Genomic DNA, 26,041 nt, shown 5'->3' with positions numbered 1-26,041 from the left:
TTAAAGAATAAATGAAGTAAGAAGAAGCTGTGGAGGGGATATCGATGAAGAAAATATTTGTGCTGGATACAAACGTACTGCTGCACGATCCCAAAGCGATCTTCGCCTTTGAAGAGCATGAGGTCATTATCCCGGCTGTAGTTTTGGAGGAAATCGACTCCAAGAAACGGAATGCGGATGAACTCGGACGTAATGCTCGCTCCGTGTCTCGCCTTTTGGACGGTTTACGCGCCCAGGGACAGCTTCATGACGGGGTGCTTCTCGAGAATGGGGGAAGCCTCAAGGTGGAACTTAACCACCGCAGCTTTGTAAAGGTTCAGGAAATGTTTTGTGAAGCCTCGAACGATAATCGGATCCTGGCTGTCGCATTAAATTATAAATTGGAGGAAGATGAGAAAGAGGATTCCCGGTCGGTTGTGCTGGTCAGCAAAGACGTGCTGGTGCGGATCAAAGCAGATGTACTCGGCATGACAGCAGAGGATTATCTGTCTGACCGCATAGGAGACCCCAGCGAATTATATGCGGGCCACTGCACACTGATGGTGCATCCTTCCATGATTGACGAGTTTTACAGTAACCGGTATCTGCCGATTGCGCCGCTTCAGCTAAACTTCCGTTTGAATCCTCATGAGTTTGTGATCTTGAAGGATGAAATGGGCAGTGGTAAATCCGCACTGCTTAAAGTAAATGCCGAAGCGACCCGGCTGGAGCCGCTGTTCTTGAGTAATGATCCGGTGTGGGGGATATCGGCGCGGAATGCGCAGCAGCGTATGGCGCTTGAACTGCTCCTGAATGATGACATCCCGCTGGTAACCATTACAGGAAAAGCAGGTACAGGGAAGACGCTGATCGCTTTGGCAGCAGGCTTGTGCAAGGTTGAAGACGATCATAAATATAAAAAGCTGCTGATTGCCCGCCCTGTCGTACCAATGGGCAAAGACATCGGATACCTTCCGGGGGAGAAAGATGAAAAGCTTCGTCCCTGGATGCAGCCGATCTATGATAATCTGGAATTTCTCTTTGATACCAAAAAAGCAGGGGATATCGATAAAATTTTAATGGGGCTGGGCAGCATTCAGGTGGAAGCTTTGACGTATATTCGCGGACGCTCAATCCCTTCGCAGTTCATCATTGTCGACGAAGCACAGAACCTGACTCCACATGAAGTCAAAACGATCGTGTCGCGAGCGGGAGAGGGCAGTAAAGTGATTCTGATGGGAGATCCTGAACAGATTGATCATCCTTACCTGGATGCGGTAAGCAACGGATTAACCTATGTTGTGGATGCCTTTAAACAAGAAAGTCTCAGCGGTCATATTACGTTGACAAAAGGGGAGCGTTCTAAGCTCGCACAGCTCGCGGCGGATTTATTGTAATTCTCTTTATTTTCCGGGAAATGATAGGGTTATCTCAGGACTGTGCCGGGCTGTCTGCTCAGCACAGTCCTGATGTTTATTGGAGCGCAAGTGATTTTATAGTGAGCAGGACTTAATATTTCGCAAAAAAAGTAGGACAAGAGCACTATCACTCTGGTAATATAAGGTCAATGATCACAAAAAGGAGTGATACAAGCCGTGAGGCGGAAAAATTATGGGCTCCTGTTTGCCATACTTCTGTTATCATTAACCAGCTTATCTCCAAGCTTTGATGTCACTCCAAAAGTAGGCCGTGATCTTCCTGGTGAAATTCCGCTGCCGCCGGATCAAACACCCGATGTCAGCAGGAGAGACCTGGGCCCCATTACTGTAGGGGTAACGATGAATAAAGTTGAGTTGGCTCATCTCATCAAATTGAATGAGCAGTTTATGCAGAAGACCGGTACCGTCGTTCATATCATTGAAATGGAGAATATAGCAGGGAACAATGAGGATTTTATGCGGAGAATGCAGCTAGGAGAAGGTCCGGATGTCATATTGGCAGACAGTCACTGGATCAAGCCCTTTGCCATAAAGGGCCTGCTGCTGCCCGTTGAGGCAGCGCCATCTGTCATTCCGGAATCGCAGCTTCCTGCAGGACTGCTGTCGTCGATGCAGTGGAACGGGTTTCAATGGGGCGTTCCTCTGGATGTGGATCCATATATCACTGTTCAACGAGCGAAAGAACCGGCAGCAGAGCCGCTGGGAGAGTCGGTCCAGACCAGTGATCCAGAGGTCATATCAGGGTTTTCCATCGATCCTAAGGATCCTTATGCTTTTGCTGCTGCTGTGTATGCGGCAGGAGGAAATCCGGAAATGCCCGGGCAGGAGGAATCCGCAGCACTGGACCTGCAGCAGTTCTACACCCAACTTCAGCTAGAAGATGATGAAGCATATCGCCGCCGGATGAATGCGGAAGACCGCTCTGATATGGCTTCCACCAGGATTAGTTCATCTTCATCATTGAATCGGGACTGGCCTGAAGGATACGAGATTACCTTACCGGATCCGAAAATGTCGAGCTATAAACCAGTTATCCATACCCGAAGTTTTGCCTTAACAGGAAATAGGGAACAATCACTGCTTGCGCTATCCTGGATTAGTGACATGACAGCTGGAGCCAGAGATCCATTGTGGACGAACATCACCGGCAGATATCCAGTGATGTCAGGAACCGATTTAAATAAAGACAGCGCTATCATACAGCTGGCGGAACCTTCAGCGCTCGCGCAGCTGGAGCAATATTTAGTACAGTCGTCTGCAGCCGAGCTGAATTTTGGCCGTGCGGACGGTTTTGCAGATTATACGAAAATCACCCTGCTTCTTCTAAATGGCGAGATCAGTCTGCAGGAATTTACGGCATTAGCCACAGATGAGAGCGGGAAGCAAGAGGAGGCCGCGGCTGCACCATAGCAGACCGTGACCTCCTCTTTGTGTTATTTATTTTTTAGATCCAGTTCCAGAGTGACCAGCAGCCGCTGATCTGTACTGCTTACCTTTGTAGCTTTTAGAAAAGATACGAGCTGTTTTGGATAAAAATTCATATCGAATTCCTCCTGAAGCTCTAAACGCGTCGTATCCGGGAGCTCCAGTTGGTTAAATACAAGTTTATCGACTTGAAACAAGATGGCATTATCCGGGTCATTGACGATGCTGTAATGCCCTTCAATTCGCAATGAAAGATTTCCGTTTTCTCCTTCCGCAATCACTTTACCGTCATTAAAGCGGAAAGCGAACGTATTGAAGAGCTCATTCTGAGATCGCAGGAAGCGATTCAGTTCATCTTCATGAAGATTGATGGAATATTGTCTGCCATTGGTTTTCAGCATACTGTCACCATTCTGGATGAAATCAGGCAGATTGTTCATCGCATCTGCCAACGCTTGAAAGTGTTTTTTTACTTCATACAGCCCTACATTCTCCCAATATAATGTGAACTCTTGGATCAATCGGGACATGGCTTCTGGATTGCCGCTCGCGAGGACGCCGCTGCTGACCTGTTCTTCAAGAGCAAGCACGCGTTCACGCTGGAGAATAAGGCGATTTCTAACTTCCTCCAGCTGGCTCGCGTTGCGGAGAGCATCATTTTTAGCTTTAGCCAGGGCTCGATATTCATTGTCGTAAGCTTGAAGAACTTGACGATCATTCTGGATAATCAGATCATAGAATTCCATAATTCTGAAAAAACTGGACATGCTGCTCGCCGAAAGAAGCAGCGTAAAAAGTGTTTTCCGCTCCCCCATATAATATTCGCGAAGTACCGCACCTGCTTGTTCCCGCCTAACGTGAATATCTTTTTCGAGCCGGGTTATATCTCTCTCCAGGGAGCGCTGCAGGGTGCGGAGTTTGGTTTGCTGGATTTCAATTCGGCCGATTTCCCGGTCGATTTCAACGATGGACAGGCTGTCCTGAAGCAGTTTGCGCGCTTCTTCCGATTCCACCGGCATAGAGTACGGTTCTGCTGCACTGGTCCCGGGTGTGATTGAAAGGAAGGTGAGTACCATACAGAGCCCCAGCAGGATGAATGGACGCCATGTTCGTATATTCAACGCTTGAAAACCCCCTTAGCAAAAATGAAAAGGTTAGTTATTCATCAAATTCATATCCCCATATTTAACCAATATATGACTGCTGCGACGCAATTATCAATGCTTGGCCGTGTAAGATTGCGGACTGCCGCAAATCCATGCACAATTAAAAAAGCGATCCGGCACCAGTGCCTGATCGCTTTCTTAGTATTTCTCAACAATCGGGATGTTAGAGTGGCAAGCCCATTTCAAAGATCGTCCAATAACTGAAACCGGTAAAGGTCACGATCATATAAGCCCAGAAGAGCGTAATATACGTTCTCTCCGTGAATTTCAAATATCCCAGGATCACGAAAAACGCAGTCTGCAGGAAGAAGAGCAGCGCCATCTCAATCAGGTCACCGGCAAAAGCCATCAGACCGATTGTTAACGTGAAAAAGCCAAGCACACGGAACATACGTGCCATGATCATATCCTCCTCTCGTATGTAAGGACCCATATTGCTATGTACATTATAACGTCATGGTATAATCGTGTAAACGCCTAACTGAGCAAGCCTTCGTAATTTTTTATGAATTTTATGATGAAACCTGCCTCGAATTGCGACATCTGCGTATGATCTGTCCTCAAAGTGGAAATACAATTTAGTATCAAATAGATTCTATGAACTCTATGAGAAGCATAAGAATGAATAAAGCAGCTTTTATACCCTATTCATCTGCCGTGAACAGCGGTATGAAGACGGTTATTTTAGGATGTCGTTAGGAGGGTTTTGTGGTATGTCAGCAGTGAGACAGGATGCATGGAGCGCGGAGGACGACCTCATATTAGCAGAGGTGACTTTGCGTCATATTCGGGAAGGAAGCACGCAGCTGGCCGCATTCGAAGAAGTGGGGGAACGGATTGGCCGCACCTCTGCAGCATGCGGTTTTCGATGGAACAGCTGTGTTCGTAAAAAATACGAGGAAGCCATCAGTTTGGCGAAATCACAGCGTCAAAAACGAAGCTATTACAAAAAGCAATCTGCGTCTCATGGACCTCAGGTGGCTGGCCTTGCAGAGGTTCAGCTTGAGCAGGACAGCTTCAAGGGAGAAACAGCCAGTGAAGAATCATTATCTATTGATGCCGTGATCCGTTTTCTTCGTCAGTGGAAAGGCGGTCTGCAGGAAAGCGGCAGACAGTATAAGACGTTAGAGAGAACGCTGCGGGAAAAAGAAGAAGAGCTTGCAAGACTGCGAAGTGAAAATGCGAGGCTGTCCCAGGAAGTCAATTTGGTCAAGACTGATTATCATGTGGTGAACGATGATTATAAGGCTTTGATTCAAATTATGGATCGTGCAAGAAGGCTTGCTTTTTTGAATGAGGAAGAGGAAGAATTGAAAACACGGTTTAAGATGGATGCCAATGGCAATCTGGAACGCATTGAATAGCTTTTGTCCTTTATAGTAGTACATAGCCCGTGATTCGTGCACTGTGCACAAATCACGGGCTATTTGTACAGACGGACATGATATATACTAGAACCAACAGGACTGGAAGATAGGCGGAATTAAATATGAATATACATATTATAGGTGCAGGATCATTGGGTTTACTGTATGCCGGAAGACTTGCAGAAGCGGGAGCACGGGTTACTTTATGGTGCCGCGGTACAGATCAAGTAGAGTGTATCAGACATAAAGGAATCATGATCTACAATGCATCAGGCATTCTGGAAACAGTCATTCCACCTGAAGTGTTTGAAGTATATCCCATCTCCGATTATCATGATTTGAGTGGGCCGCAGGGGAGCGATTACACCTTTCTCATGGTTAAACAAGGGAAGGTGGCCGAAGCAGCAGAAGAACTGTTTATGCCATATCAGGGAACGGGACATCGTCTGGTATGTTTTCAGAATGGTACCGGCCATATGGAAGAGCTGCAGAAACTGCTTACACACTGGCATCTTTATGCTGCAGTAACTACAGAGGGAGCGGCGCGCGGCAGTTATTATGATGTGGTTCACGCTGGTTCGGGCGACACCCATCTCGGCCGATTCTCCAGCCCAGGCATTTCCAGTCTTTCTGATGAGACAGATCAAGAACAATCCCTGGATCATGACCTTATAAAACTGCTGGAGAGAGCAGGATTCCGAAGTTTTTTGTCGAAAACATTGGAACACTTGATTTATCGGAAACTGTTGATCAATGCTGTGATCAACCCCTTGACAGCACTATGGCGTATTCGTAATGGGGAACTGCTGGAATCCGGACCCCGGCTGCAGCTTATGAAACAACTCTATAACGAAGGCACAGCCGTGTATGAAGCCTGTGCAATACCTTTCGAAAGAGATTTGTGGAAGCAGATTCTTGATGTCTGCCGGGCGACTTCAGCTAACACATCATCGATGCTGAAGGATGTTCTGAATGGAAGTGCAACAGAAATATCGTCTATTAACGGAAGTATCGTTCGTATGGGAGAAAGGGCGGGTGTTCAGACGCCAAGCCATTACTTGATTTGGAAGCTTGTTGAAGGCATACAACATTAAAGGAGGCATGAATTTGGATATTCTCATTGTGATGAGTCTCGTACCGATCATTCCTTTCGGGCTTGTGTATCTGATTGTTTATTATAGCACCCGGGACAAGAAACAGGCGACCGGGCTGTCCATGGATGTGACGACCCTGTTCCTTCTCGTCTCCGTCTCCGCGCTGTTCAATATTTTGTTCAAATCCCAATCCGGATTTTATCTGATGATGCTGCTGCTGCTGATTACGGCAGGTCTGATTGGAGGGGCGCAGAACCGGTGGAAAGGAAAAGTTGACGGGAAGCGTCTGTTCCGTGCCGTATGGCGTCTTGCCTTTGTAAGCATGAGCGCAGGCTACATATTATTTGCATTTATTGGTTTGGTTCAATACATAATCAAAGTTAATTGAGGGAAACATATCCGTATGTCATCCCGGCATAGAGTCAATAGAACCCTGCAGGGAAGCATCCTGCAGGTTTTTTTGTGGAATATATTAACGACTGATTTATTTGACCGCTGGTTGTATAATCGTTTTTGTGAATTTAACCTACGAGGGGGAACCTGCAAGATGAAGAAACACAAAAGTTTACTGCTGCTCATGACACTGATTCTTGCGATCGGTACAGCACTGGCCGGCTGCGGCTCTAACAACAATGAAGGTGCAGGCAGTTCCGGAAACAAACCCAAAGAGCAGGTTTTTCGAATGAATCTGGCCTCTGAGCCTCCAACATTAGATCCGGGACAAGCTCAGGATAACAACTCTAACACCATTATCAATGCCGTATTTGAAGGGTTAACCCGCAAAGGACCTGACGGAGAAGAAGTGCCGGGTGTGGCGGAAAAATGGGATATTTCTGAGGATGGATTAAAGTATGTCTTTACCCTTCGCAACGATGCTAGGTGGAGCAATGGGGACCCCGTCACTGCTAAAGATTTTGAATTTGCCTGGAAGCGGGTATTGGATCCGGGATTCGCGCCGGCACCGCCATACGCATACCAGCTCTATTATATAAAAAATGCGGAAGCCTATAACCTGGGTGAACTGGACGACCCGGATCAAGTGGGCGTGAAAGCCGTGGATGATCACACCCTTGAGGTAACACTGGAGAACCCGACGCCATACTTCCTCAGCCTGATGTCATTCCAGACGTATTATCCGCTTCACTCTTCTGTGAAAGATAACGATAAGTGGGCAACCAAAGCGGAGACAATTATCGGGAATGGACCGTTCAAGATTGCTTCCATGACAAAAGGACAAAAGATCGAGCTGGCCAAAAACGATCAGTACTGGGATCATCAGTCCATCAAGCTCGAAAAGGTTCATATGAGCATTGTTAACAGCTCTGCAACCGAGCTTTCAAGCTATCGCAATGACGAGCTGGACTATGCCGGCCATCCTGTCGGCAACATACCAACTGACCAATTGGCTGCAGTGAAGAAGCAAATGCCGGACGAGCTGAACATCAAAGGGATCTCCTCTACCTATTTTTATATTTTCAACACAACACAGGAGCCTTTTGACAATGTGAATATCCGTAAAGCATTTTCCATGGCGATTGACCGTCAGGCGATCGTGGACAAGATCACGCAAGGTGGTCAGATTCCTGCTTTCGGATTTGTGCCGCCAGGCATTAAAGGCGAAAAGGATGAGTTCCGCAAAGAAGTCCCGGACAAGTATTTTGAAGAAAATATAGACGAAGCAAAAAAACTGCTGGACCAGGGCATGAAAGAAAAAGGCTACACCACACTGCCGGCAGTAACCCTGATTCACAACTCGGACGACAATCACAAAAAGATCGCACTGGCAATTGCGGATATGTGGAAAAACAATCTGGGCGTGCAGGTACAGGTCCAGAATCAGGAATGGGGCGTTTTTCTGAAAAATCGTTCTGCCCTGAATTACCAGGTTGCCCGTTCGGGCTGGGGCGCGGATTACAATGATCCGATGACCTATATCGACATGTGGACTTCCGGCGGTGGTAACAACGATACCGGCTTCAAGAACGAGGAGTATGACAAGCTGGTAAAAGACGCTTATGCCACAGATGATAACGCAAAACGGATGGAACTTATGGCGCAGGCAGAAAAAATTCTAGTCGAGGACAATCAGGTCGTGATGCCGATCTATTACTACTCGAACGTCTCTCTGATCAAGCCCTGGATGAAAGGCATTAACATCGACTTTAAAGGGGATCTGGATTTTTCACGCGCATATGTTGAGTAATGTTAAGACAGCGGCTTAGGTCCACCTAAATCGCGAGTCGGGATATATATGTGGGGCTTCCCCTTGTATATCCCGATTTTTATTATGCGCTGCTGTGAGCAGACAAACATCAGGAGGTTTAAGGCATGTTGAGGTATGTGGCGAGCAAGTTTTTTTATATGCTGGTATCGCTGTTTATACTGATCTCCGCCACGTTTTTTCTCATGAAAGCTATACCCGGTGATCCGTTTATGGGAGAAAAGAAGCCGTCGCCTGAAATTCTTGCGAGGCTGATGGAGCAGTATGATCTGGATAAACCAGTGTTTCAGCAGTACACCAAATATTTAGGAAACATCGCTCAGGGTGATTTCGGCTTGTCGATGAAGCAGCAGAACCAGAGCGTAACCGATATTATAACGGATACTTTCGGGCCTTCCCTGCGTCTGGGTTTGATTGCCATTGTGGTTGCCGTTATTGTCGGCGTGCTGCTGGGGATGCTGGCTGCCCTGTATCACCGCAGGCTTATTGATAGTGCAGCGATGATTCTATCAGTGCTCGGGATTGCCGTACCAAGCTTTGTGCTGGCTTCCCTGCTGCAGTATGTGCTGGCCGAAAAAGCCGGGATATTTAACGTTATGGGCTTTGACAGCCCTCTGGATTATGTGCTGCCGGTTATGGCGCTATCCGCCCAGCCGATCGCATTCATAGCCAGACTGACGCGATCCAGCATGCTGGAAGTACTGCATTCCGACTACATTAAGACGGCCAAGGCCAAAGGGTTAAACTGGATGGCCATTATGTTCCGTCATGTTATCCGCAACGGGATTCTGCCTGTGGTGACTTATGTAGGTCCCATGACGGCCAACATCATTACCGGTTCTGTGGTCATCGAACAGATCTTTGGCATTGGCGGCATCGGAAAGCAGTTTGTCGACAGTATCACAAATCGGGATTACACCGTCATTATGGGGATTACGATTTTTTATGGCATTCTGCTTATGCTGGCTCGCTTTATGACAGATATTGCATATGCAGTAGTAGATCCCAGAATCAAGCTTGACGGCGGGAAGGAGGGGTAAAGATGGCATCAGATTCAACGACGTCTGGTACAGCATGGGACAACCTGCAGCCGGAAGATTTTAAGAAAATCGGAATGGATGAGAAGCAGTCCGAAATCATCCAGCGCGAGAGCCTGTCGGCCTGGCGTGATTCGTGGGAACGTCTTCGAAAGAACAAGCTCGCGATGACCGGCCTTGTCATCATGATTTTGATTTTGATTATGGCCATTATCGGTCCGATGATTTCGAATTATGATTATGAAACGAATGATCTGATGAATACCAACATGCCTCCCTCCGGTGAACACTGGTTTGGTACGGATGATCTGGGGCGTGACGTGTTTGTTAGGACCTGGATGGGAGCGCGGATCTCTCTGACCGTAGGACTTGCGGCTGCGGCCATTGACCTGATGATCGGTGTGATCTATGGCGGGCTGATGGGTTATTTTGGCGGGCGTATTGACGAATTTATGAATAAATTTGCAGAAATTTTATATTCTATCCCATATTTGCTGGTCACGATTTTGCTTCTGGTCGTGTTTGAACCCAGCCTGGGAACAATCATACTGGCGCTCACAATAACCGGATGGATTAATATGTCCTGGATTGTTCGCGGGGAAATTATGCAGCTCAAGAACCGGGAATACGTCCTGGCAGCCCGTTCAATGGGAGCAGGCACCGGACGTCTGTTGTTCCGGCATCTGATTCCGAATGCGATGGGACCCATTATTGTAACCCTGACACTTTCTGTGCCTAATGCAATATTTGCAGAGTCTTTTCTCAGCTTTCTCGGGCTTGGGGTTCAGGCACCGGTAGCATCCTGGGGCTCCATGATTAACGATGCACTGTCGGGATGGATGTATTATCCATGGCGGATGCTGTTCCCGGCGCTGTTCATCAGTTTGACGATGCTGGCTTTTAATATTTTCGGTGATGGTCTGCGAGATGCACTGGATCCGAAGTTGAAAAAATAGGAGGTGGAAGCCGTATGGAACCGATTCTTCAGGTGAAGGATCTTAACGTATCCTTTGATGTCCGGGGCGGAGAGGTGAAAGCCGTCCGGGGCGTCACGTTTGAAGTTGGCAAAGGTGAGACGGTTGCGATTGTAGGGGAATCCGGCAGCGGCAAGAGTGTCACGGCACAAAGTATTATGCGCCTGATTCCTTCCCCGCCATCCCGGATCAAGCAGGGCGAAATATTATTCAAGGGAGAGAACCTTCTCCAGAAAACCAATAAACAGATGGAAGCCATTCGAGGCAAAGACATCGGGATGATTTTTCAGGATCCGATGACTTCCCTGAATCCGACCATAAAGATCGGAAGACAAATCACAGAAGGACTGGAGAAGCACCAGAAGATGTCTTCTTCCGAAGCCCGGAAGCAGGCGGTTGAAATGCTCAAGCTCGTCGGTATCAAGAATGCCGAGGAACGCTTTCATCAATATCCGCACGAGTTTTCAGGCGGTATGCGGCAGCGGGCGATGATTGCTATAGCACTGGCATGCAATCCCTCCCTGCTGATCGCTGATGAGCCTACTACGGCGCTTGATGTCACGATACAGGCACAGATTATGGATGTTATGAAAGAGATGCAGCAGCGCTTGGGAACCTCCATTATCCTGATTACGCATGATCTTGGAGTCGTAGCGGGTATGTGTGACCGGGTAATTGTAATGTACGCTGGTGAAGTGGTAGAGACCGGGACGAAATGGGAGATTTTCAAAAACCCGAAGCATCCTTACACGCAAGGGCTGCTTCGTTCCATGCCGCGTCTGGATCAAAGAAAGGACGAGCCGCTCATTCCCATCATCGGAACACCTCCGGATCTGATCAAGCCGCCGGTGGGCTGTCCTTTCTGTGCCCGTTGTGATGAGGCGATGAGAATTTGTGAAAAGGTTGACCCGGGAGCTGCTGCATTCAGCGATACGCATATGGCGCGCTGCTGGAATCTGCATCCCATGGCACGGGAGGCTCAGTCATCATGAATGAACATCATTTAATAGAAGTTGAAGGGCTGAAGAAATATTTCAATGTCGGTGGAGGAAGAACGCTTAAAGCGGTAGACAATCTCAATTTTTATATTCGAGAAGGTGAAACGCTGGGGATGGTGGGAGAATCCGGCTGTGGAAAGTCTACGGCCGGCCGTACGATACTGCGTTTGTATGAACCGACCGCAGGCCGAGTCCGCTTTAATGGAACCGATATTTATCAGCTGTCCCCCAAGAAAATGAAGGCTATGCGGCGCGATATGCAGATGATCTTTCAGGATCCTTATGCATCTTTAAATCCCCGTTTTACAGTGACTGATATTATCGGTGAAGCGCTGGACATTCATGGCATGGCTGGCAGCCGGGGCGAGCGCAAGAAGCGTGTAGAGGAATTGCTCGATATGGTCGGCCTGAACAGTGACCATGCGACAAGGTACCCCCATGAATTCTCCGGCGGTCAGCGGCAGCGTATAGGAATTGCCCGGGCGCTAGCGGTTAATCCGAAGTTTATTATTTGTGATGAGCCGATATCGGCACTGGATGTGTCGATTCAAGCCCAGGTCGTCAATCTGCTGAAGGATCTGCAGGACCGCCTGGGGCTTACGTATTTGTTTATCGCTCATGACCTGTCCATGGTGAAGCATATCAGTGACCGGGTTGCAGTGATGTATCTCGGCAAAATGGTAGAACTGGCAGACAGTGAAGAACTTTATGATCATCCGATTCATCCATACACCAAAACTTTATTGTCCGCGATTCCGGTCCCGGATCCGGAAGTTGAGAGCAGCAAGAAGCGTTTAACGCTGGAAGACAGCGGCCAAGGGCCGATTTCCGCTGTTAAAGGTGAAGACGGCACCGTAGTTCTGAATGACCAGGATACGGAATTGGTTGAGGTGTCACCAGGACATTGGGTAAGCAAGGACTATGCTTGACTTCTCATCATTGCGTCCTTGGGGCAGTTCTGCCGCCAGCATCAGCTGGCGGTTTTTTCTTTTTCTTTGACGGAGAACCACAACATTCGGTACAATCAAGGAAGGCTTTATTAAAGTAAGTTAAACGGTAAGCCCGAAGGTAGAATAGGAGGCAACTCTCATGAATATTATTCCGGAGCCATTATCCGGCGGCTCCCGGCTTTCGTATGACTATATAAATCATTACGAGCAGGTAGGCGACTTCTACGGCGGCAGCCATCGTGACCCGAAGAGCTGGAAGCAGCGCGTAGATTGGCTGGATCAGAATGGACACAGGGCCGTCAACCGTCAAGCATTGGCTGACTGTTTACGCTCCTATAATGAAAGACATCATAACCGCCACGAAGCGGTACATAAATCGATCGCTCTGCTGGAGCGTGAGGATGCTCTCGTTATCGTAGGGGGACAGCAGAGCGGGTTATTCACAGGACCGATGCTGGTGGCATACAAAGCCATGACCATTATTCAGGCTGCGAGGGAAGCTGAAGCCCGTCTAGGCCGTCCGGTCGTTCCGGTGTTCTGGATTGCGGGAGAAGATCACGATTGGGATGAAGTCAATCATACGTTCTTGCCGGCACAGGATGAAGGACCGGTAAAGATCAAAATGAACGCAGCGGATAGTTCCCGAACTTCCGTCAGCTATACTCCGGTAAACGCCGAGCAGTGGGAGACCGCACTTGGGGAAATGCAAAATCTGCTGGAGGACAGTCCTCACAAGAAGGAATTGATGTCTTTACTCCGCCAAACCTCACTGGAATCTTCAGACTTGAGTGAGGCATTTGCCAGATTGATGGGGGAGTGCTTTGGACGTTACGGACTCATTCTGATGGATTCTGCAGATCCGCAGTTAAGAGCCCTGGAAAAACCGGTCTTCGAGCAGATGATCCGCGAGAATGAGAAACTGACAGCTGCTTATATCAAGGCCGCCAGTGAACTGAAAGAGCGGGATTACGAGCTTCAGGCTGAGGTTAACGAAGACGGGCTGAATCTTTTTTATCTCCATGAAGGAAAAAGACTGCTTCTGTTCAAGGATCAGGGGCGGTTTAGCGACCGCAAAGGCTTGGTATCCATGACAGAGGAAGAGCTATTGGCAGAGCTTGCGGCACACCCTGAAAAATTCAGCAATAATGTGCTTACAAGGCCCCTGATGCAGGATGCGGTACTCCCGGTTCTGGGAGCGGTACTCGGTCAAGGCGAGATTGCTTATTGGTCCATTACCCGTTATGCTTTCAAGGAATTGGATTTGCAGATGCCTTTGATTCTACCGCGTATGTCCTTCAGTCTGGTTGATTCCGCAGTACCCAAAGTCATGGATAAATACGGACTGACGCTGCAGGATGTGCTTCAGGGATTGGAAGATAAGCGAAGCCAGTGGCTGGCAGAACAGGATCATTTAGATTTGGACCAACGATTTTTGGACATGAAAGATGCCTTTTCTGCATTGTATGCGCCGCTAATCCAGGATCTGGGGGAGCTTCAGCCGGGTCTTCAAAGACTGGGTGACACCAACCGGCAAAAGATTTTGGAGCAGATGGATTTCCTGCTGCAAAAAACCAAATCATCTCTGGAGCAGCAGCACAGCGCATCTTTACGTCAATGGGACCGGCTGCAGGCTGAACTTGCACCGATGAACCGTCCGCAGGAGCGGGTTTATAATTTGTTTTATTTTGTGAATCGTTACGGCCCATCCTTTCTGGACCGGCTGATGGACATTGCTTATGACGATTCAGGTGTTCACCGGGTCATATATTTGTAATTCATTATGTGAATGGAGGAATTTCTTATGAGTTCCAAGTCTGTAGAGAACAGTGTAATTAAGGATTTAGCGTTAGCGCCGGAAGGCCATCTGAAGATCGATTGGGTAGAGGCTCATATGCCTGTGCTGAACCGGGTACGAAAGCAATTTGAAGAAGAACAGCCGTTTAAAGGCCTGAAGGTTGCGATTTCCCTGCACCTGGAGGCGAAAACGGCTTATCTGGCCAAGGTTATTCAGGCGGGTGGAGCAGATGTAACGATTACCGGAAGCAATCCGCTGTCGACTCAGGATGATGTCTGTGCAGCGCTCGTTGAAGATGGTGTCACGGTGTTCGCGAAGTATAATCCGGAACCTGAAGAATACAAGGAGCTTATGGTCCGTGCTTTGGAGACTGGTCCTGACCTGATCATTGATGACGGCGGCGATTTGGTAACGATTCTGCATGCGGAACGTCCGGATCTGCTTCAATCGGTCCGCGGCGGTGCAGAAGAAACGACGACAGGGATTCTTCGATTGAAATCGCTGGAAAAAGAAGGCGCACTGAAATTCCCGATGGTTGCGGTGAATGATGCGTACTGCAAGTACCTGTTCGACAACCGGTACGGTACAGGACAGTCTGTCTGGGACGGTATTAACCGGACCACAAATCTGGTTGTCGCAGGCAAAACCGTTGTTGTGGTCGGATATGGCTGGTGCGGCAAAGGTGTAGCGATGCGTGCCAAGGGTCTGGGAGCGAACGTGATCGTAACGGAAGTGGATGCGATCAAGGGAGTGGAAGCCTATATGGACGGCTTCCGGGTCATGCCGATGAGTGAAGCGGCACGTCACGGTGATTTCTTCGTCACGGTGACAGGCAACCGTGATGTGATCAGCGGCGAGCATTATGATGTGATGAAGGATGGAGCGATTTTGTCCAATGCGGGCCACTTTGACGTAGAGGTTAACAAACCGGAGCTTGCCTCCCGTTCCCAATCCGTCCGCACCGTCCGCCGGAACATCGAAGAGTACCATCTTAACGATGGACGTAAAATCTTTCTGCTGGCCGAAGGACGTCTTGTTAATCTGGCAGCAGGAGATGGTCATCCGGCTGAGATTATGGATATGACCTTCGCACTTCAGGCCCTTTCCCTGAAATATGTGAATGATCTTCATGGCAGCATGGGCTGCCGGGTCGTAAATGTTCCTTATGAGCTAGATGAGCAGGTAGCGCGCTACAAGCTGGAAAGTCTAGGGATGGATATCGATCAGCTCAGCGATGTTCAGAAATCGTACCTGGACAGCTGGGCACAGCATTAAACATCAGGTACTTCTGCTTTAACGCATCGTTTCATGAGTTCCGCCGGGATGGAATATGTCCGGCGGAACTCTTTTTTGCGCGGAAACATTTCCGGATATAACCAAAAAAAAGATGGCAGCTTAGCAGGAATTTGATTATGTATGAAGAATCTATTATCCTAAAGTGGTGGATTGTGGTGCAAAGTGGGGAAACGGGGTTAAGGAGTGAGAGAGACTGATGTTCATGGGGGAGTTTCAGCATAACATCGACGATAAAGGGAGAGTCATTATCCCTGCGAAATTTCGGGAACTCCTTGGAAGCTCTTTTATTGTGACCCGCGGACTCGATCAGTGTCTCTTTGTATACCCACGTGAAGAATGGGCCATCATGGAACAAAAGCTTAAATCTTTGCCGCTCATGAAATCCGATGCCCGTGCATTTACACGTTTCTTTTTCTCAGGCGCTTCAGAATGCGAGTGGGACAAACAGGGAAGGGTAAATTTACCGGTGAATCTCAGAGAGTTTGCGAAGCTGGATAAGGAATGCGTGATTATCGGCGTTTCCAGCCGGGTGGAGATCTGGAGCAAAGACAAATGGAATGAATACTATCAACAGTCGGAAGAAGCATTTAACGACATCGCTGAGAAACTGGTCGACTTTGATGTGGACCTTTAGAAATCCGTACATACACATGTTTAGGATGATTTGAAATTTTTGGAGGAGTGCAGCTTGTTTCATCACATCACAGTGCTTAAAGAGGAAGCGACAGAAGGGCTGCGCATCCAACCGGAAGGGATTTATGTAGATTGCACCCTCGGAGGAGCAGGACACAGTTCTCTGATTGCTTCCAAACTGAGTGAACATGGCCGTCTGATTGCCTTGGATCAGGATGATTGGGCGCTGGACAACGCGCTGCAGATTCTAAAGCCTTATGAAGGCAAGGTGACACTGGTCAAGACGAATTTCCGGGATCTTCAGGAGGTTCTTCAAAGAGAAGTGGAACCGGATGCTGATGGAATTTCCCGGGTTGACGGCATTTTGTTCGACCTTGGCGTATCCTCCCCCCAGTTCGATGAAGGGGAAAGGGGCTTCAGCTACAATCATGATGCACCTCTGGATATGAGAATGGACCAGTCTGCTGAATTGACAGCTGCCGAGATCATTAATGAATGGCCGGAGAAGGAAATTGCCCGTATCTTGTTTCAGTATGGCGAGGAGAAATTCTCAAGACGGATCGCCAAAGTCATTTGTGAAAAAAGAGCAGAGCAGCCCGTGAAAACGACAGGCGAGCTGGTCGAGCTGATTAAAGAAGGCATACCGGCAGCAGCACGCCGTACAGGCGGTCATCCTGCTAAACGGAGCTTTCAGGCACTGCGGATTGCGGTCAATGATGAGCTCAAAGCATTTGAAGATGCACTTCATCAAGCCGTAAATTGTCTGAAACCGGGAGGAAGAGTTTCTGTCATTACGTTTCACTCCCTGGAAGACCGAATCTGCAAACAAATCTTCAGCAGTTATGTTGCCAAGTGCACCTGTCCGCCTGATTTTCCGATGTGTGTTTGCGGAGGCGGTCAGGGTACCCTGAAACTCGTGAACCGGAAACCGATGATTCCGGGTGAAGCAGAGATTGAAATGAACCCGCGTGCCCGTTCAGCGAAGCTGCGTGTGGCGGAGAAACTGTAAACGACAATACACAGTAAGGAGAATTCAGCCATGGCCTACACTCGCGGCAACCTGGCCGTTCAGGAGAGACAGAAGGAACGCCAAACCGGATATGTTGAGAAAACCACTGTCATCAAGCGTCGTTCCCCGCTGCCTCAAAAGGAAAAAATGTTATACCTGCTGTCCGTCCTGTTCGTGGTGGTAGTCATGGGCTGGATTGGAATGGGACATGTCAAGGTATATGAGCTAAACCGCCAGATTCAGCAGTCCGAAATCGAAATCCGGAAAGCCGGCACCAGCATGGGCATCCTGGAAGTAGAAAAGCAGACACTGGAGATGGACATCGTTCGGAAAGCGAAGGAGCTCGGATTCGTGCAGGTTGAGCAAAATGATGCCATTCATGTTCCGGCATACTCCAAACAAACTGGAACCGCAGGCAAGGCGTCGGGAAACTAAAACGGTAGTGAGGTTAAACCGATGATAAAAAAAATTAAAATGCGTTCATTGCTTATAGGGGGATTGATTACCCTCTTTTTTGCTTTATTGATTGGTCGTATCTTCTGGCTTCAGGTTGTGGATAACGATGTCTGGCGGGAGCGGGCGATGAAAAACTGGGACCGTGAGCAAAAATTGACGGCTTCCCGGGGGACCATTGCGGATCGAGACGGCGACATTCTGGCGATGGATGCACCGGCATATACCGTTGTCGTCAATCCGAAGGTGATTCAAGCGAATGACCTTCAGGATGAAGTCGTTAAAGGCCTGCATAAAGTGCTGGGCAAGAAAGAAGATGAGCTGGTAAAGCTGGTAACCGCTAAGGACAGCAAAGGCAATTACCTCGTGAACCGTGAAGTACGGAACGAGGGATGGAAGATTAATGAGGACAAGCGCAAGCAGGTTGAGGCGCTTAGAAGTGAGCTGGAAGCCAAGCTGTCTTCAGAGGGCAAGGTGGCGGAATCAGGCATTGATCTCATTTCACAGAATAAGCGCTTTTATCCCCGCAACTCGCTGGCAGCTCATATTCTCGGATACACCGACAGGCAGGGAGCTGCCAAGGATGGCTTTGAGCTCAGGTTTGATGAAGAGCTGAAAGGCGTGGATGGATTCGCCAAGTATAAAAGCGACAAGAAGGGCGTCAAGCTTCCTTCTGCAGACGATGTGTATCAGCCTGCAAAAAACGGCAAGAACATCAAGCTGACAATCGATGATACCATTCAGTATTTTATCGAAGATGCCATGCGTGAAGCATACGAGGAAATCAGACCTGTTAGTATGACCGTTATTGCAGCAGATCCGAACACGATGGAAATTTTGGGTATGGCCAATTTGCCTACCTTCGATCCCAATACGTACTGGGATGCACCGGATTACAGCAATTATTATAATCATGCCATTCGTTCCACGTATGAGCCGGGCTCGACCTTCAAGATTGTTACCCTGGCGAGCGCAATACAAGAGAACTTGTTCGATCCCAATGCGTACTATCAGTCCGGTTCTATTCGAGCCGGGGGCAGAACACACTATGATATTAAAAGAGACGGCTGGGGCATGATCACCTATCTGGAAGGCGTGAAGCGCTCCAGTAATGTAGCCTTTGTCAAACTTGGTTACGAAATGCTCGGTAAAGAACGTCTGACCAATTATATTAACTTATTTGGATTTAATGAAAAGACTGGCATAGATCTGCCAGGTGAAGGTTTAGGTGTGCTGAATATGAGCCGGGATATTGATATCTCTACCGTTCCATACGGTTATGCAGTATCTGTAACTCCAATTCAGCAGATTGCAGCGATTTCAGCAGTAGCAAATGGCGGGAAGCTGCTGAAACCACAGATTGTGAAGGAAATTCAGGATCCGAATACGGGTGACGTACAGGTGATTCAACCGGAGCTGATTCGGCAGATCATCACACCAGAAGCTGCCAGAAAGACAGGCGGATATCTGGAGCAGGTCGTAGCGGACCAGAAGCAAGGTACAGGTTGGAAAGCCTATATCGATGGTTACCGCGTAGCGGGAAAGACGGGCACCTCCGTCAAGGGAGACTACAGCGATACATCCAAGCTGGTGGCATCCTTTATCGGTTATGCACCTGTGGATGATCCCAAGATTGCCGTAATCGTCATTGTGGATGAACCGAATGAACAGAGCGGGGGCGGTGCGGTAGCTGCACCGGTATTTCAAAAGATTGTATCCCAGAGCCTCAAGTATTGGGGAGTCCCGAAGACGGAAGGAACAGATGAGAAGGATAAAGAACAGGCTGCACCGGCAGCTCCAGCTGATATCAGAGTCACACCGGATCTGTCCGGCATGAAGACCAAGGATGTCCGTACCAAGCTTCTGGCCGAAGGCTTTGTCTTTGAAGTACTGGGAAGCGGCAGTACGCTTGTGAAGCAGTATCCTGCACCGGGTGATCCGATATCCACAGGACAGCGGATTTATCTAATGACAGAGGATGCAGCCAAGATGAAAATCCCTGATATGCGCGGTGAGTCCCTCCGAGACGCACTGGAAATCCTGACACTGCTCAAGGTCAAGGTTAACGTTAAGGGAGAAGGCTATATTGTGGACCAAAAGGAAACGAAAGAGAAGGATGGCCGTGTGGTCTATCTGACGCTTCAGTCAGCTGCAGAATCTGTGAAAGAGAAGGAAGGCGCCTCAACCGAAGAAGAAGCCGATCCATCTGGCAGCAGCACCGAGGAGGAAGGCGAGGAATAGCTTGTTCTATCCCAGGCTTCAACCGAATACTCATGAGATAAAACATACTTATGGGCTGAATGGTTGAATAGGGAGGGAATCGCTATGAAATTTTCTGCATTATCCCGTCGGAGGCGCCTGTTTTGGAGCCTGATATTTCTGATTATTATGTTTGGTGCTATTGTCATCCGTCTGGCATATGTTCAGTTAGGTGAAGGGGCTGAACTGTCTGCCAAGGCCGAAGAGTTGTGGCGGCGCAATATTCCCTTTACGGCAGAGCGAGGGAATATACTGGACCGTAACGGAGAAGCCCTAGTGACCAATATCAGCACACCAACCATCATGGCAATCCCGGTTCAAATCAAGGAGCCGGACAAGACAGCGGAACTGCTGGCATCGAAACTCGGCATGAATACGGCAGATGTCAAGAAGATCATTACAAAAAGAGGTTCCATGGTGGAACGGCTCAAACCCGGCGGACGAAAAATTACGATGGAGCTGGCTCAGGAAATTCGTGATTTGAAGCTGCCGGGTATCGTCGTTGCCGAAGACAATATGCGTTACTATCCTTATGGAAGTCTGGCAGCACATATTCTGGGTTTTACCGGAATTGACAACCAGGGACTCACAGGTACAGAAAAGAAATTCGATGACAAGCTTAGCGGCTTGAACGGGAGCATCTCCTACTTATCAGATGCTGGCGGTCGGTTAATGCCAGGGTCGTCGGAGAAGTATATGGAACCCCGGGATGGACTTCACTTGGAGCTGACGCTGGATAAATCCATTCAGTCCATTATGGAGCGAGAGCTGGATCAAGCGATGGTGAAGTATCAGGCGAATGCCAGCTGGGCGATTGCTATGAATCCGAAGAATGGGGAGATTCTGGCGATGGCCAGCAGGCCGGGCTATTCTCCGGCACAATATAAGGAAGCCGATTCGGCGGTATATAACCGCAATCTGCCAATTTGGATGACTTACGAACCGGGGTCAACGTTCAAGATCATAACACTCGCTGCTGCATTGGAAGAGGGAAAGGTGAACCTGAAAAACGATCACTTTTTTGATTCCGGCGCGGTGGAAGTGGGAGGAGCACGGCTCCGCTGCTGGAAACGGGGAGGGCACGGCAGCCAGACCTTTATGGAAGTTGTTCAAAATTCCTGCAACCCGGGATTTGTGGCATTAGGTCAAAAGCTGGGTAAAGAAAGTCTGTTCCAATACATCCGGGACTTCGGATTTGGTACGAAGACAGGCATTGACCTGATCGGTGAGGAGAACGGGATTCTATTCAAGCTGTCCCGGGTTGGACCGGTTGAGCTGGCGACAACGGCGTTCGGACAAGGGGTGTCCGTTACACCCATTCAGCAGGTGGCGGCTGTTTCAGCGGCCATTAATGGAGGTAAGCTCTTTACGCCTCATATTGCTAAAGCCTGGATCCACCCCGAGACCGGCGAAGTCGTAAGCGAAATAAAACCGGAGCCGGTCAGACAGGTGATATCAGAAGATACGTCCAGACAGGTAAGAGAGGCGCTGGAGAGTGTTGTAGCAAAAGGAACGGGGCGGCCCGCATTCATTGATGGATATCGCGTCGGCGGCAAGACGGGAACCGCACAAAAGGTTATAAACGGCCGTTACTCTTCAACGGAACACATCGTATCCTTCATCGGTTTTGCACCGGCGGATGATCCTGAGATTGTCGTATATACGGCGGTTGACAATCCGAAAGGGATTCAGTTTGGCGGCGTGGTGGCCGCTCCGATCGTTCAAAACATTCTTGAGGATTCTCTGCATTACCTGCAGGTTCCCAAACGAAGTGACCAGCTGTCCAGAGAGTATAAATACGGAGAAACACCGATTGTCACCGTACCGAATCTGGTCGGGGCAACCGTTCAGGATTTGTACGAAGACCTCAACATGAACTTCAATCTTGCCAAATCAGGCACAGGCAGCACCGTCATCAATCAGGCTCCAAAACCGGGAAGCCGGGTGGAACGCGGTTCGACAATCCGAATATATATGGGGAATGCATCCCCGGAGAAGGAGCATAGTCATTAATATCTCCTTTTTTGAGCAGAAGAGGATTGAAGAGCGTGTCACCACATTTGGAGGGATGACAATGAAGCTGAGTGAGTTGACGTCTGTGCTGACAGCGGCACTTATTGATGGGGAAGAGACCGAGGTCATGGGGCTGACAAGTGATTCCAGACGGGTTAAACCCGGGGATCTCTTCATATGCCTGCCGGGTCATACCGTGGATGGACATGATTATGCTGCAGAAGCGGTAAAGCGCGGGGCTGCTGCCCTTGTCGTTAATCACAGGATGGATCTACCGGTCACGCAGGTGATCGTGCGGGACTGCAAGTTCGCACTGGCTGCCCTGGCGGATGCTTTTTACGGGCAGCCCAGCCATACCATGACGATGATCGGCGTAACAGGAACCAACGGGAAGACCACCACGACGACGCTGATATCAAAGATCTTGAATGACTTCGGGTTACCCACAGGATTGATCGGAACGATCGGAATGACATACGGCGGTCACACATATCCCATGTCGTGTACAACGCCGGATGCTCTGGAGCTTCAGCACAGCTTGAGTGAAATGTCACGCAGCGGCACCCAAATGTGTGTTATGGAGGTTTCTTCCCATGCCCTGGAACAGGGAAGGGTGAAAGGGACCCATTTTCGCACAGCGGTATTTACTAATTTGACCCAGGATCACCTGGATTATCATCAGTCACTGCAAGAATACCGTTCAGCCAAAGGACTGTTTTTCTCCCGGCTGGGCAATGCTTTTGACAAGGATCCCAAGCGCCGGAAATACGCCGTGCTGAACGTGGATGACGAAGCCTCTCGGGTGTTCAGTAAGCTGACTGCTGCTGAAATAATCACCTACGGCATACATCATGACGCAGATGTGCGCGCATCCCGGATTCAGATCGGGGCTCAGGGAACCTCGTTCCACGTGGAGACATTTTGCGGCAGTGCAGATATCAAGCTTAAACTGATCGGCAATTTTAATGTGTACAATACGCTGGCTGCCATCACTGCAGCATTGATTGAAGGCGTACCGCTGTCCTTCATACAGCAGAGCCTGGAGACAGTTTCAGGCGTGGAAGGACGTGTGGAATCCGTTGATGAGGGCCAGCCTTATTCCGTTATTGTGGATTATGCGCATACGCCCGACGGACTTGAGAATGTATTAAAGACGGTGAAGGAGATCGCTGCACATCGAATTCTGACCGTGTTCGGCTGCGGCGGCGACCGGGACCGGAGTAAGCGTCCGGTTATGGGGCGCATCGCGGCACAGTGGAGCGATATGGTGTTTATTACTTCTGATAACCCCAGATCTGAGGATCCAGAACAAATTTTAAAGGATATTGAAAAGGGTCTAATAGAGGATAATGTACCTGCCGAAAGGTATCTCCTGATTGAGGATCGACGAGAGGCTATCAAAAAGGCTATTGAAATGGCAAGCCCGGGAGATGTAGTATTGATTGCGGGGAAAGGTCATGAGACCTATCAACTGATCGGCGGCAAAGTATTGGACTTTGACGACCGCATCGTTGCAAAAGAAGCGATAAGGGGCAGACAATAGTGATTCATAATAACTTACAACGCATCGCAGCCATGTGCGGCGGTGCGCTTATGCGTAAAGAAGATGGAGACATCATGGTACAGGGAGTAAGCACAGACTCCCGCAGCATTCAGAAGGGCTGTCTGTATGTACCGCTCACTGGTGAACGGTTTGACGGGCATCAATTTGCAGAATCTGCCTTGAAGAATGGGGCGGAAGCTGTACTGTGGCAAAAAGACCGGAGCGCCCCTCCTGCAGGAGCTGTTATTCTCGTAGACGATACGCTGGCGGCTCTTCAGTCGCTGGCCACTGCTTATTTGGCTGAGACCGGGGTCAAGGTTGTGGGTATTACCGGCAGCAACGGGAAAACGACGGTGAAAGATATGGTCACCTCCCTGCTTTCAACACGGTATAATGTGCACAAAACCCAGGGGAATTTTAATAATCAGATCGGACTGCCGCTGACAGTGCTTGAAATGCCGCAGGACACGGAAATCGCCGTTCTCGAAATGGGAATGAGCGGCCGGCATGAAATCGAACTGCTTTCCGGCATGGCACGGCCTGATGTGGCTGTTATTACCAATGTTGGTGAATCCCATCTGCTGCAGCTGGGCTCCCGGCATGAGATCGCTCGTGCAAAACTGGAAATCATCAGCGGATTAAAGTCTGGCGGTCTGCTTATTTATCATGGCGATGAGCCGCTGCTTCATCAGGTATTGGATGAGCCGGAAACGGCAAAACCTGAAGAACTTGTCACGTTCACATTTGGAAATCGCGAGGATAACGATGATTATCCAGCAGGCATGATGTTTCATGAAAAGGGAGTTATATTCAGTGCAGCCTCGCATCCGGAAGACAGCTTCAGTCTTCCGCTGCTCGGTAAACATAATGTGGTTAACGCCCTGGCAGCCATGGCGGCTGCACGTCATTTCGGCGTTACCCAGGAAGAGATCCGGGAAGGCTTTGCTTCGTTGAAGCTGACAAGCATGCGGGTCGAAAGCATTGAAACGCCCCACGGCGTCACCGTACTGAACGATGCTTATAATGCAAGTCCGCTGTCTGTTAAAGCGGCTTTGGATGTACTGGGCGGGGTGAATGGCTACCGGAACCGGATTGCTGTACTCGGGGACATGCTGGAACTGGGAGAGCAGGAAATTGAATTCCACGCGGAGATTGGGCGCATGATTTCACCTGGAGAGATTGACAGGCTGTATACATACGGTCCGCTTTCACTTCACATGGCAGAGGCCGCCAAGAGCCGGATGCCGGAAGGAAGTGTCAAAGCATATACGGACAAAACGACGCTCATTCAAGCGGTCTTGAAGGAAGTAACCAGTAAAGATGTTGTGCTGGTGAAAGCTTCCCGGGGCATGAAGCTGGAAGAAGTCGTCGAAGCATTGAAAAATCTGCCGGCAAGCAACAATGATGTGAGGGGGTGATATCATGGACTTTCAACTCTTATTGCTGACAATCGGTGTATCTTTTATACTAGCTGTCATTTCCGCACCTCTGCTGATTCCGCTGCTTCGACGTATGAAGTTCGGTCAGCAGGTCCGGGATGATGGTCCACAGAGTCACCTGAAGAAAGCCGGGACGCCTACCATGGGCGGTGTCGTCATTTTACTGGCCTTCACTCTGACATTCTTGAAGTTTTCACCGGTGGATAACAGCTTTTATGTTCTGCTGGTCGGAACACTCGGTTTTGGCCTGATCGGATTCATGGATGATTACATCAAAATTGTATTCAAGCGCTCCCTGGGTCTGACAGCGCGTCAGAAGCTGTTCGGTCAGCTGCTGTTTTCGGGGATCATGTGCTGGCTTTTGCTGTCCAACGGCCACAGCACTGCGATCAGCATGCCAGGAATTCAGTGGTCATTGGATTGGGGCCCATGGTTTTATTATCCGTTCATTATTATCATGATGCTGGCGATCAGCAACGCGGTCAACTTCACTGATGGATTGGACGGCCTGCTGTCTGGCGTCAGTGCCATCGCATTTGGAGCTTATGCACTCGTCGCCATCCAGTCGACCTCCTTTGCAGCTGCCTTTTGTGCGGCAGCCATGATCGGTGCCGTGCTTGGTTTTCTCGTCTTCAATGCTCATCCGGCTAAGGTATTTATGGGCGATACAGGCTCTCTTGGCATTGGCGGAGCGATCGGCGCGATTGCAATCGTAACAAAGAGTGAGCTGCTCTTCCTGATTATCGGCGGTGTGTTCGTCATTGAGATGCTGTCCGTTGTGCTTCAAGTGATATCGTTTAAAACAAGGGGCAAGCGCATATTCAAAATGAGTCCGATTCACCATCATTTTGAACTATCCGGCTGGTCAGAGTGGCGTGTCGTCATTACATTCTGGGCCGTAGGTATTCTGCTGGCTGGTATCGGACTTTATCTGAACAAGGGGTTGTAGAC

At 49.1% G+C, this 26,041-nt stretch carries 22 protein-coding genes; 20 read left to right on the top strand and 2 right to left on the bottom strand.

Going from position 1 to position 26,041, the window contains the following annotated elements; genetic code table 11:
* The first annotated feature begins 44 nt into the window (after positions 1-44).
* Together HII30_RS03235 and HII30_RS03230 are read left to right on the top strand one after the other, a co-directional pair.
* Positions 45-1,376, top strand: coding sequence for a PhoH family protein (locus HII30_RS03235; protein ID WP_169503492.1), 1,332 nt, complete (start codon positions 45-47; stop codon positions 1,374-1,376).
* 198 nt (positions 1,377-1,574) lie between these two features.
* Positions 1,575-2,828 carry a type 2 periplasmic-binding domain-containing protein gene (locus tag HII30_RS03230; protein WP_169503491.1) on the top strand — a complete coding sequence of 418 codons (1,254 nt, stop codon included), beginning with the start codon at positions 1,575-1,577 and terminating at the stop codon, positions 2,826-2,828.
* Between the two features lie 23 nt (positions 2,829-2,851).
* Here HII30_RS03230 and HII30_RS03225 read toward each other — a convergent pair whose 3' ends face one another.
* Positions 2,852-3,964, bottom strand: a complete 1,113-nt coding sequence (locus HII30_RS03225; protein WP_169503490.1) for a hypothetical protein — start codon at positions 3,962-3,964, stop codon at positions 2,852-2,854.
* A 208-nt stretch (positions 3,965-4,172) separates the two neighbouring features.
* Entirely contained in the window at positions 4,173-4,409 is a 237-nt protein-coding gene (locus HII30_RS03220) for a DUF2626 domain-containing protein (RefSeq protein ID WP_169503489.1), read from the bottom strand.
* A 313-nt stretch (positions 4,410-4,722) separates the two neighbouring features.
* On the opposite strand from HII30_RS03220, the gene HII30_RS03215 reads away from it, so the two are divergent.
* The 18 genes from HII30_RS03215 (at position 4,723) to mraY (ending at position 26,039) form a co-directional block, all read left to right on the top strand.
* Entirely contained in the window at positions 4,723-5,373 is a 651-nt protein-coding gene (locus tag HII30_RS03215) for an RsfA family transcriptional regulator (RefSeq protein WP_169503488.1), read from the top strand.
* Positions 5,374-5,498: 125 nt separating this feature from the next.
* Positions 5,499-6,470, top strand: a complete 972-nt coding sequence (locus tag HII30_RS03210) for a ketopantoate reductase family protein (protein ID WP_169503487.1) — start codon at positions 5,499-5,501, stop codon at positions 6,468-6,470.
* A gap of 7 nt (positions 6,471-6,477) precedes the next feature.
* Positions 6,478-6,858, top strand: coding sequence for a DUF3397 domain-containing protein (locus tag HII30_RS03205; protein WP_169503486.1), 381 nt, complete (start codon positions 6,478-6,480; stop codon positions 6,856-6,858).
* A gap of 159 nt (positions 6,859-7,017) precedes the next feature.
* The gene (locus tag HII30_RS03200) at positions 7,018-8,673 is read left to right on the top strand and encodes a peptide ABC transporter substrate-binding protein (RefSeq protein WP_169503485.1); all 1,656 of its coding nucleotides are present in this window, start codon (positions 7,018-7,020) and stop codon (positions 8,671-8,673) included.
* Positions 8,674-8,798: 125 nt separating this feature from the next.
* A complete protein-coding gene (locus tag HII30_RS03195) occupies positions 8,799-9,731 on the top strand; it encodes an ABC transporter permease (RefSeq protein ID WP_169503484.1) in 933 nt (310 codons plus the stop codon).
* Between the two features lie 2 nt (positions 9,732-9,733).
* Positions 9,734-10,684 (top strand): ABC transporter permease, encoded by a 951-nt coding sequence (locus HII30_RS03190; RefSeq protein ID WP_169503483.1) that lies wholly within the window; start codon positions 9,734-9,736, stop codon positions 10,682-10,684.
* A 14-nt stretch (positions 10,685-10,698) separates the two neighbouring features.
* On the top strand, positions 10,699-11,694 hold the full coding sequence (locus HII30_RS03185) for an ABC transporter ATP-binding protein (RefSeq protein ID WP_169503482.1): 996 nt from the start codon (positions 10,699-10,701) through the stop codon (positions 11,692-11,694).
* A complete protein-coding gene (locus HII30_RS03180; protein ID WP_169503481.1) occupies positions 11,691-12,629 on the top strand; it encodes an ABC transporter ATP-binding protein in 939 nt (312 codons plus the stop codon). The genes HII30_RS03185 and HII30_RS03180 overlap by 4 nt, the downstream gene beginning before the upstream one ends.
* Positions 12,630-12,789: 160 nt before the next feature.
* Positions 12,790-14,424, top strand: a complete 1,635-nt coding sequence (gene bshC / locus HII30_RS03175) for a bacillithiol biosynthesis cysteine-adding enzyme BshC (protein WP_169503480.1) — start codon at positions 12,790-12,792, stop codon at positions 14,422-14,424.
* 27 nt (positions 14,425-14,451) lie between these two features.
* The gene (locus HII30_RS03170; protein WP_169503479.1) at positions 14,452-15,720 is read left to right on the top strand and encodes an adenosylhomocysteinase; all 1,269 of its coding nucleotides are present in this window, start codon (positions 14,452-14,454) and stop codon (positions 15,718-15,720) included.
* Positions 15,721-15,937: 217 nt separating this feature from the next.
* Positions 15,938-16,375 (top strand): division/cell wall cluster transcriptional repressor MraZ, encoded by a 438-nt coding sequence (mraZ, locus tag HII30_RS03165; protein ID WP_169503478.1) that lies wholly within the window; start codon positions 15,938-15,940, stop codon positions 16,373-16,375.
* Between the two features lie 54 nt (positions 16,376-16,429).
* Positions 16,430-17,383: a 16S rRNA (cytosine(1402)-N(4))-methyltransferase RsmH gene (rsmH, locus tag HII30_RS03160; RefSeq protein WP_169503477.1), complete on the top strand. Its 954-nt coding sequence runs from the start codon at positions 16,430-16,432 to the stop codon at positions 17,381-17,383.
* Positions 17,384-17,413: 30 nt separating this feature from the next.
* Positions 17,414-17,818 carry a cell division protein FtsL gene (locus tag HII30_RS03155; RefSeq protein ID WP_169503476.1) on the top strand — a complete coding sequence of 135 codons (405 nt, stop codon included), beginning with the start codon at positions 17,414-17,416 and terminating at the stop codon, positions 17,816-17,818.
* A gap of 21 nt (positions 17,819-17,839) precedes the next feature.
* The gene (locus HII30_RS03150) at positions 17,840-20,077 is read left to right on the top strand and encodes a penicillin-binding protein (RefSeq protein WP_169503475.1); all 2,238 of its coding nucleotides are present in this window, start codon (positions 17,840-17,842) and stop codon (positions 20,075-20,077) included.
* Between the two features lie 84 nt (positions 20,078-20,161).
* On the top strand, positions 20,162-22,108 hold the full coding sequence (locus HII30_RS03145; RefSeq protein WP_169503474.1) for a stage V sporulation protein D: 1,947 nt from the start codon (positions 20,162-20,164) through the stop codon (positions 22,106-22,108).
* 61 nt (positions 22,109-22,169) lie between these two features.
* The gene (locus HII30_RS03140; RefSeq protein WP_169503691.1) at positions 22,170-23,651 is read left to right on the top strand and encodes a UDP-N-acetylmuramoyl-L-alanyl-D-glutamate--2,6-diaminopimelate ligase; all 1,482 of its coding nucleotides are present in this window, start codon (positions 22,170-22,172) and stop codon (positions 23,649-23,651) included.
* 2 nt (positions 23,652-23,653) lie between these two features.
* Entirely contained in the window at positions 23,654-25,069 is a 1,416-nt protein-coding gene (locus HII30_RS03135) for a UDP-N-acetylmuramoyl-tripeptide--D-alanyl-D-alanine ligase (protein WP_343045059.1), read from the top strand.
* Between the two features lie 4 nt (positions 25,070-25,073).
* Positions 25,074-26,039 carry a phospho-N-acetylmuramoyl-pentapeptide-transferase gene (mraY, locus tag HII30_RS03130; RefSeq protein ID WP_169503472.1) on the top strand — a complete coding sequence of 322 codons (966 nt, stop codon included), beginning with the start codon at positions 25,074-25,076 and terminating at the stop codon, positions 26,037-26,039.
* Positions 26,040-26,041: the final 2 nt, after the last annotated feature.

The sequence above is a fragment of the Paenibacillus lemnae genome, assembly GCF_012933385.1.
Classification (GTDB): domain Bacteria; phylum Bacillota; class Bacilli; order Paenibacillales; family Paenibacillaceae; genus Paenibacillus_AQ; species Paenibacillus_AQ lemnae.
The sequence above is the reverse complement of the archived record's forward strand: the minus strand, read 5'-3'. Positions and strand labels throughout refer to the sequence as shown.

Excerpts from the sequence above, each read along its gene's own strand:
- HII30_RS03235 (WP_169503492.1), top strand. The coding sequence starts at position 45 with ATGAAGAAAATATTTGTGCTGGATACAAACGTACTGCTGCACGATCCC.
- HII30_RS03220 (WP_169503489.1), bottom strand. The coding sequence starts at position 4,409 with ATGGCACGTATGTTCCGTGTGCTTGGCTTTTTCACGTTAACAATCGGT.
- HII30_RS03215 (WP_169503488.1), top strand. The coding sequence starts at position 4,723 with ATGTCAGCAGTGAGACAGGATGCATGGAGCGCGGAGGACGACCTCATA.
- HII30_RS03210 (WP_169503487.1), top strand. The coding sequence starts at position 5,499 with ATGAATATACATATTATAGGTGCAGGATCATTGGGTTTACTGTATGCC.
- HII30_RS03205 (WP_169503486.1), top strand. The coding sequence starts at position 6,478 with ATGAATTTGGATATTCTCATTGTGATGAGTCTCGTACCGATCATTCCT.
- HII30_RS03200 (WP_169503485.1), top strand. The coding sequence starts at position 7,018 with ATGAAGAAACACAAAAGTTTACTGCTGCTCATGACACTGATTCTTGCG.
- HII30_RS03195 (WP_169503484.1), top strand. The coding sequence starts at position 8,799 with ATGTTGAGGTATGTGGCGAGCAAGTTTTTTTATATGCTGGTATCGCTG.
- HII30_RS03190 (WP_169503483.1), top strand. The coding sequence starts at position 9,734 with ATGGCATCAGATTCAACGACGTCTGGTACAGCATGGGACAACCTGCAG.
- HII30_RS03185 (WP_169503482.1), top strand. The coding sequence starts at position 10,699 with ATGGAACCGATTCTTCAGGTGAAGGATCTTAACGTATCCTTTGATGTC.
- HII30_RS03180 (WP_169503481.1), top strand. The coding sequence starts at position 11,691 with ATGAATGAACATCATTTAATAGAAGTTGAAGGGCTGAAGAAATATTTC.
- bshC (WP_169503480.1), top strand. The coding sequence starts at position 12,790 with ATGAATATTATTCCGGAGCCATTATCCGGCGGCTCCCGGCTTTCGTAT.
- HII30_RS03170 (WP_169503479.1), top strand. The coding sequence starts at position 14,452 with ATGAGTTCCAAGTCTGTAGAGAACAGTGTAATTAAGGATTTAGCGTTA.
- mraZ (WP_169503478.1), top strand. The coding sequence starts at position 15,938 with ATGTTCATGGGGGAGTTTCAGCATAACATCGACGATAAAGGGAGAGTC.
- HII30_RS03155 (WP_169503476.1), top strand. The coding sequence starts at position 17,414 with ATGGCCTACACTCGCGGCAACCTGGCCGTTCAGGAGAGACAGAAGGAA.
- HII30_RS03150 (WP_169503475.1), top strand. The coding sequence starts at position 17,840 with ATGATAAAAAAAATTAAAATGCGTTCATTGCTTATAGGGGGATTGATT.
- HII30_RS03145 (WP_169503474.1), top strand. The coding sequence starts at position 20,162 with ATGAAATTTTCTGCATTATCCCGTCGGAGGCGCCTGTTTTGGAGCCTG.
- HII30_RS03140 (WP_169503691.1), top strand. The coding sequence starts at position 22,170 with ATGAAGCTGAGTGAGTTGACGTCTGTGCTGACAGCGGCACTTATTGAT.
- mraY (WP_169503472.1), top strand. The coding sequence starts at position 25,074 with ATGGACTTTCAACTCTTATTGCTGACAATCGGTGTATCTTTTATACTA.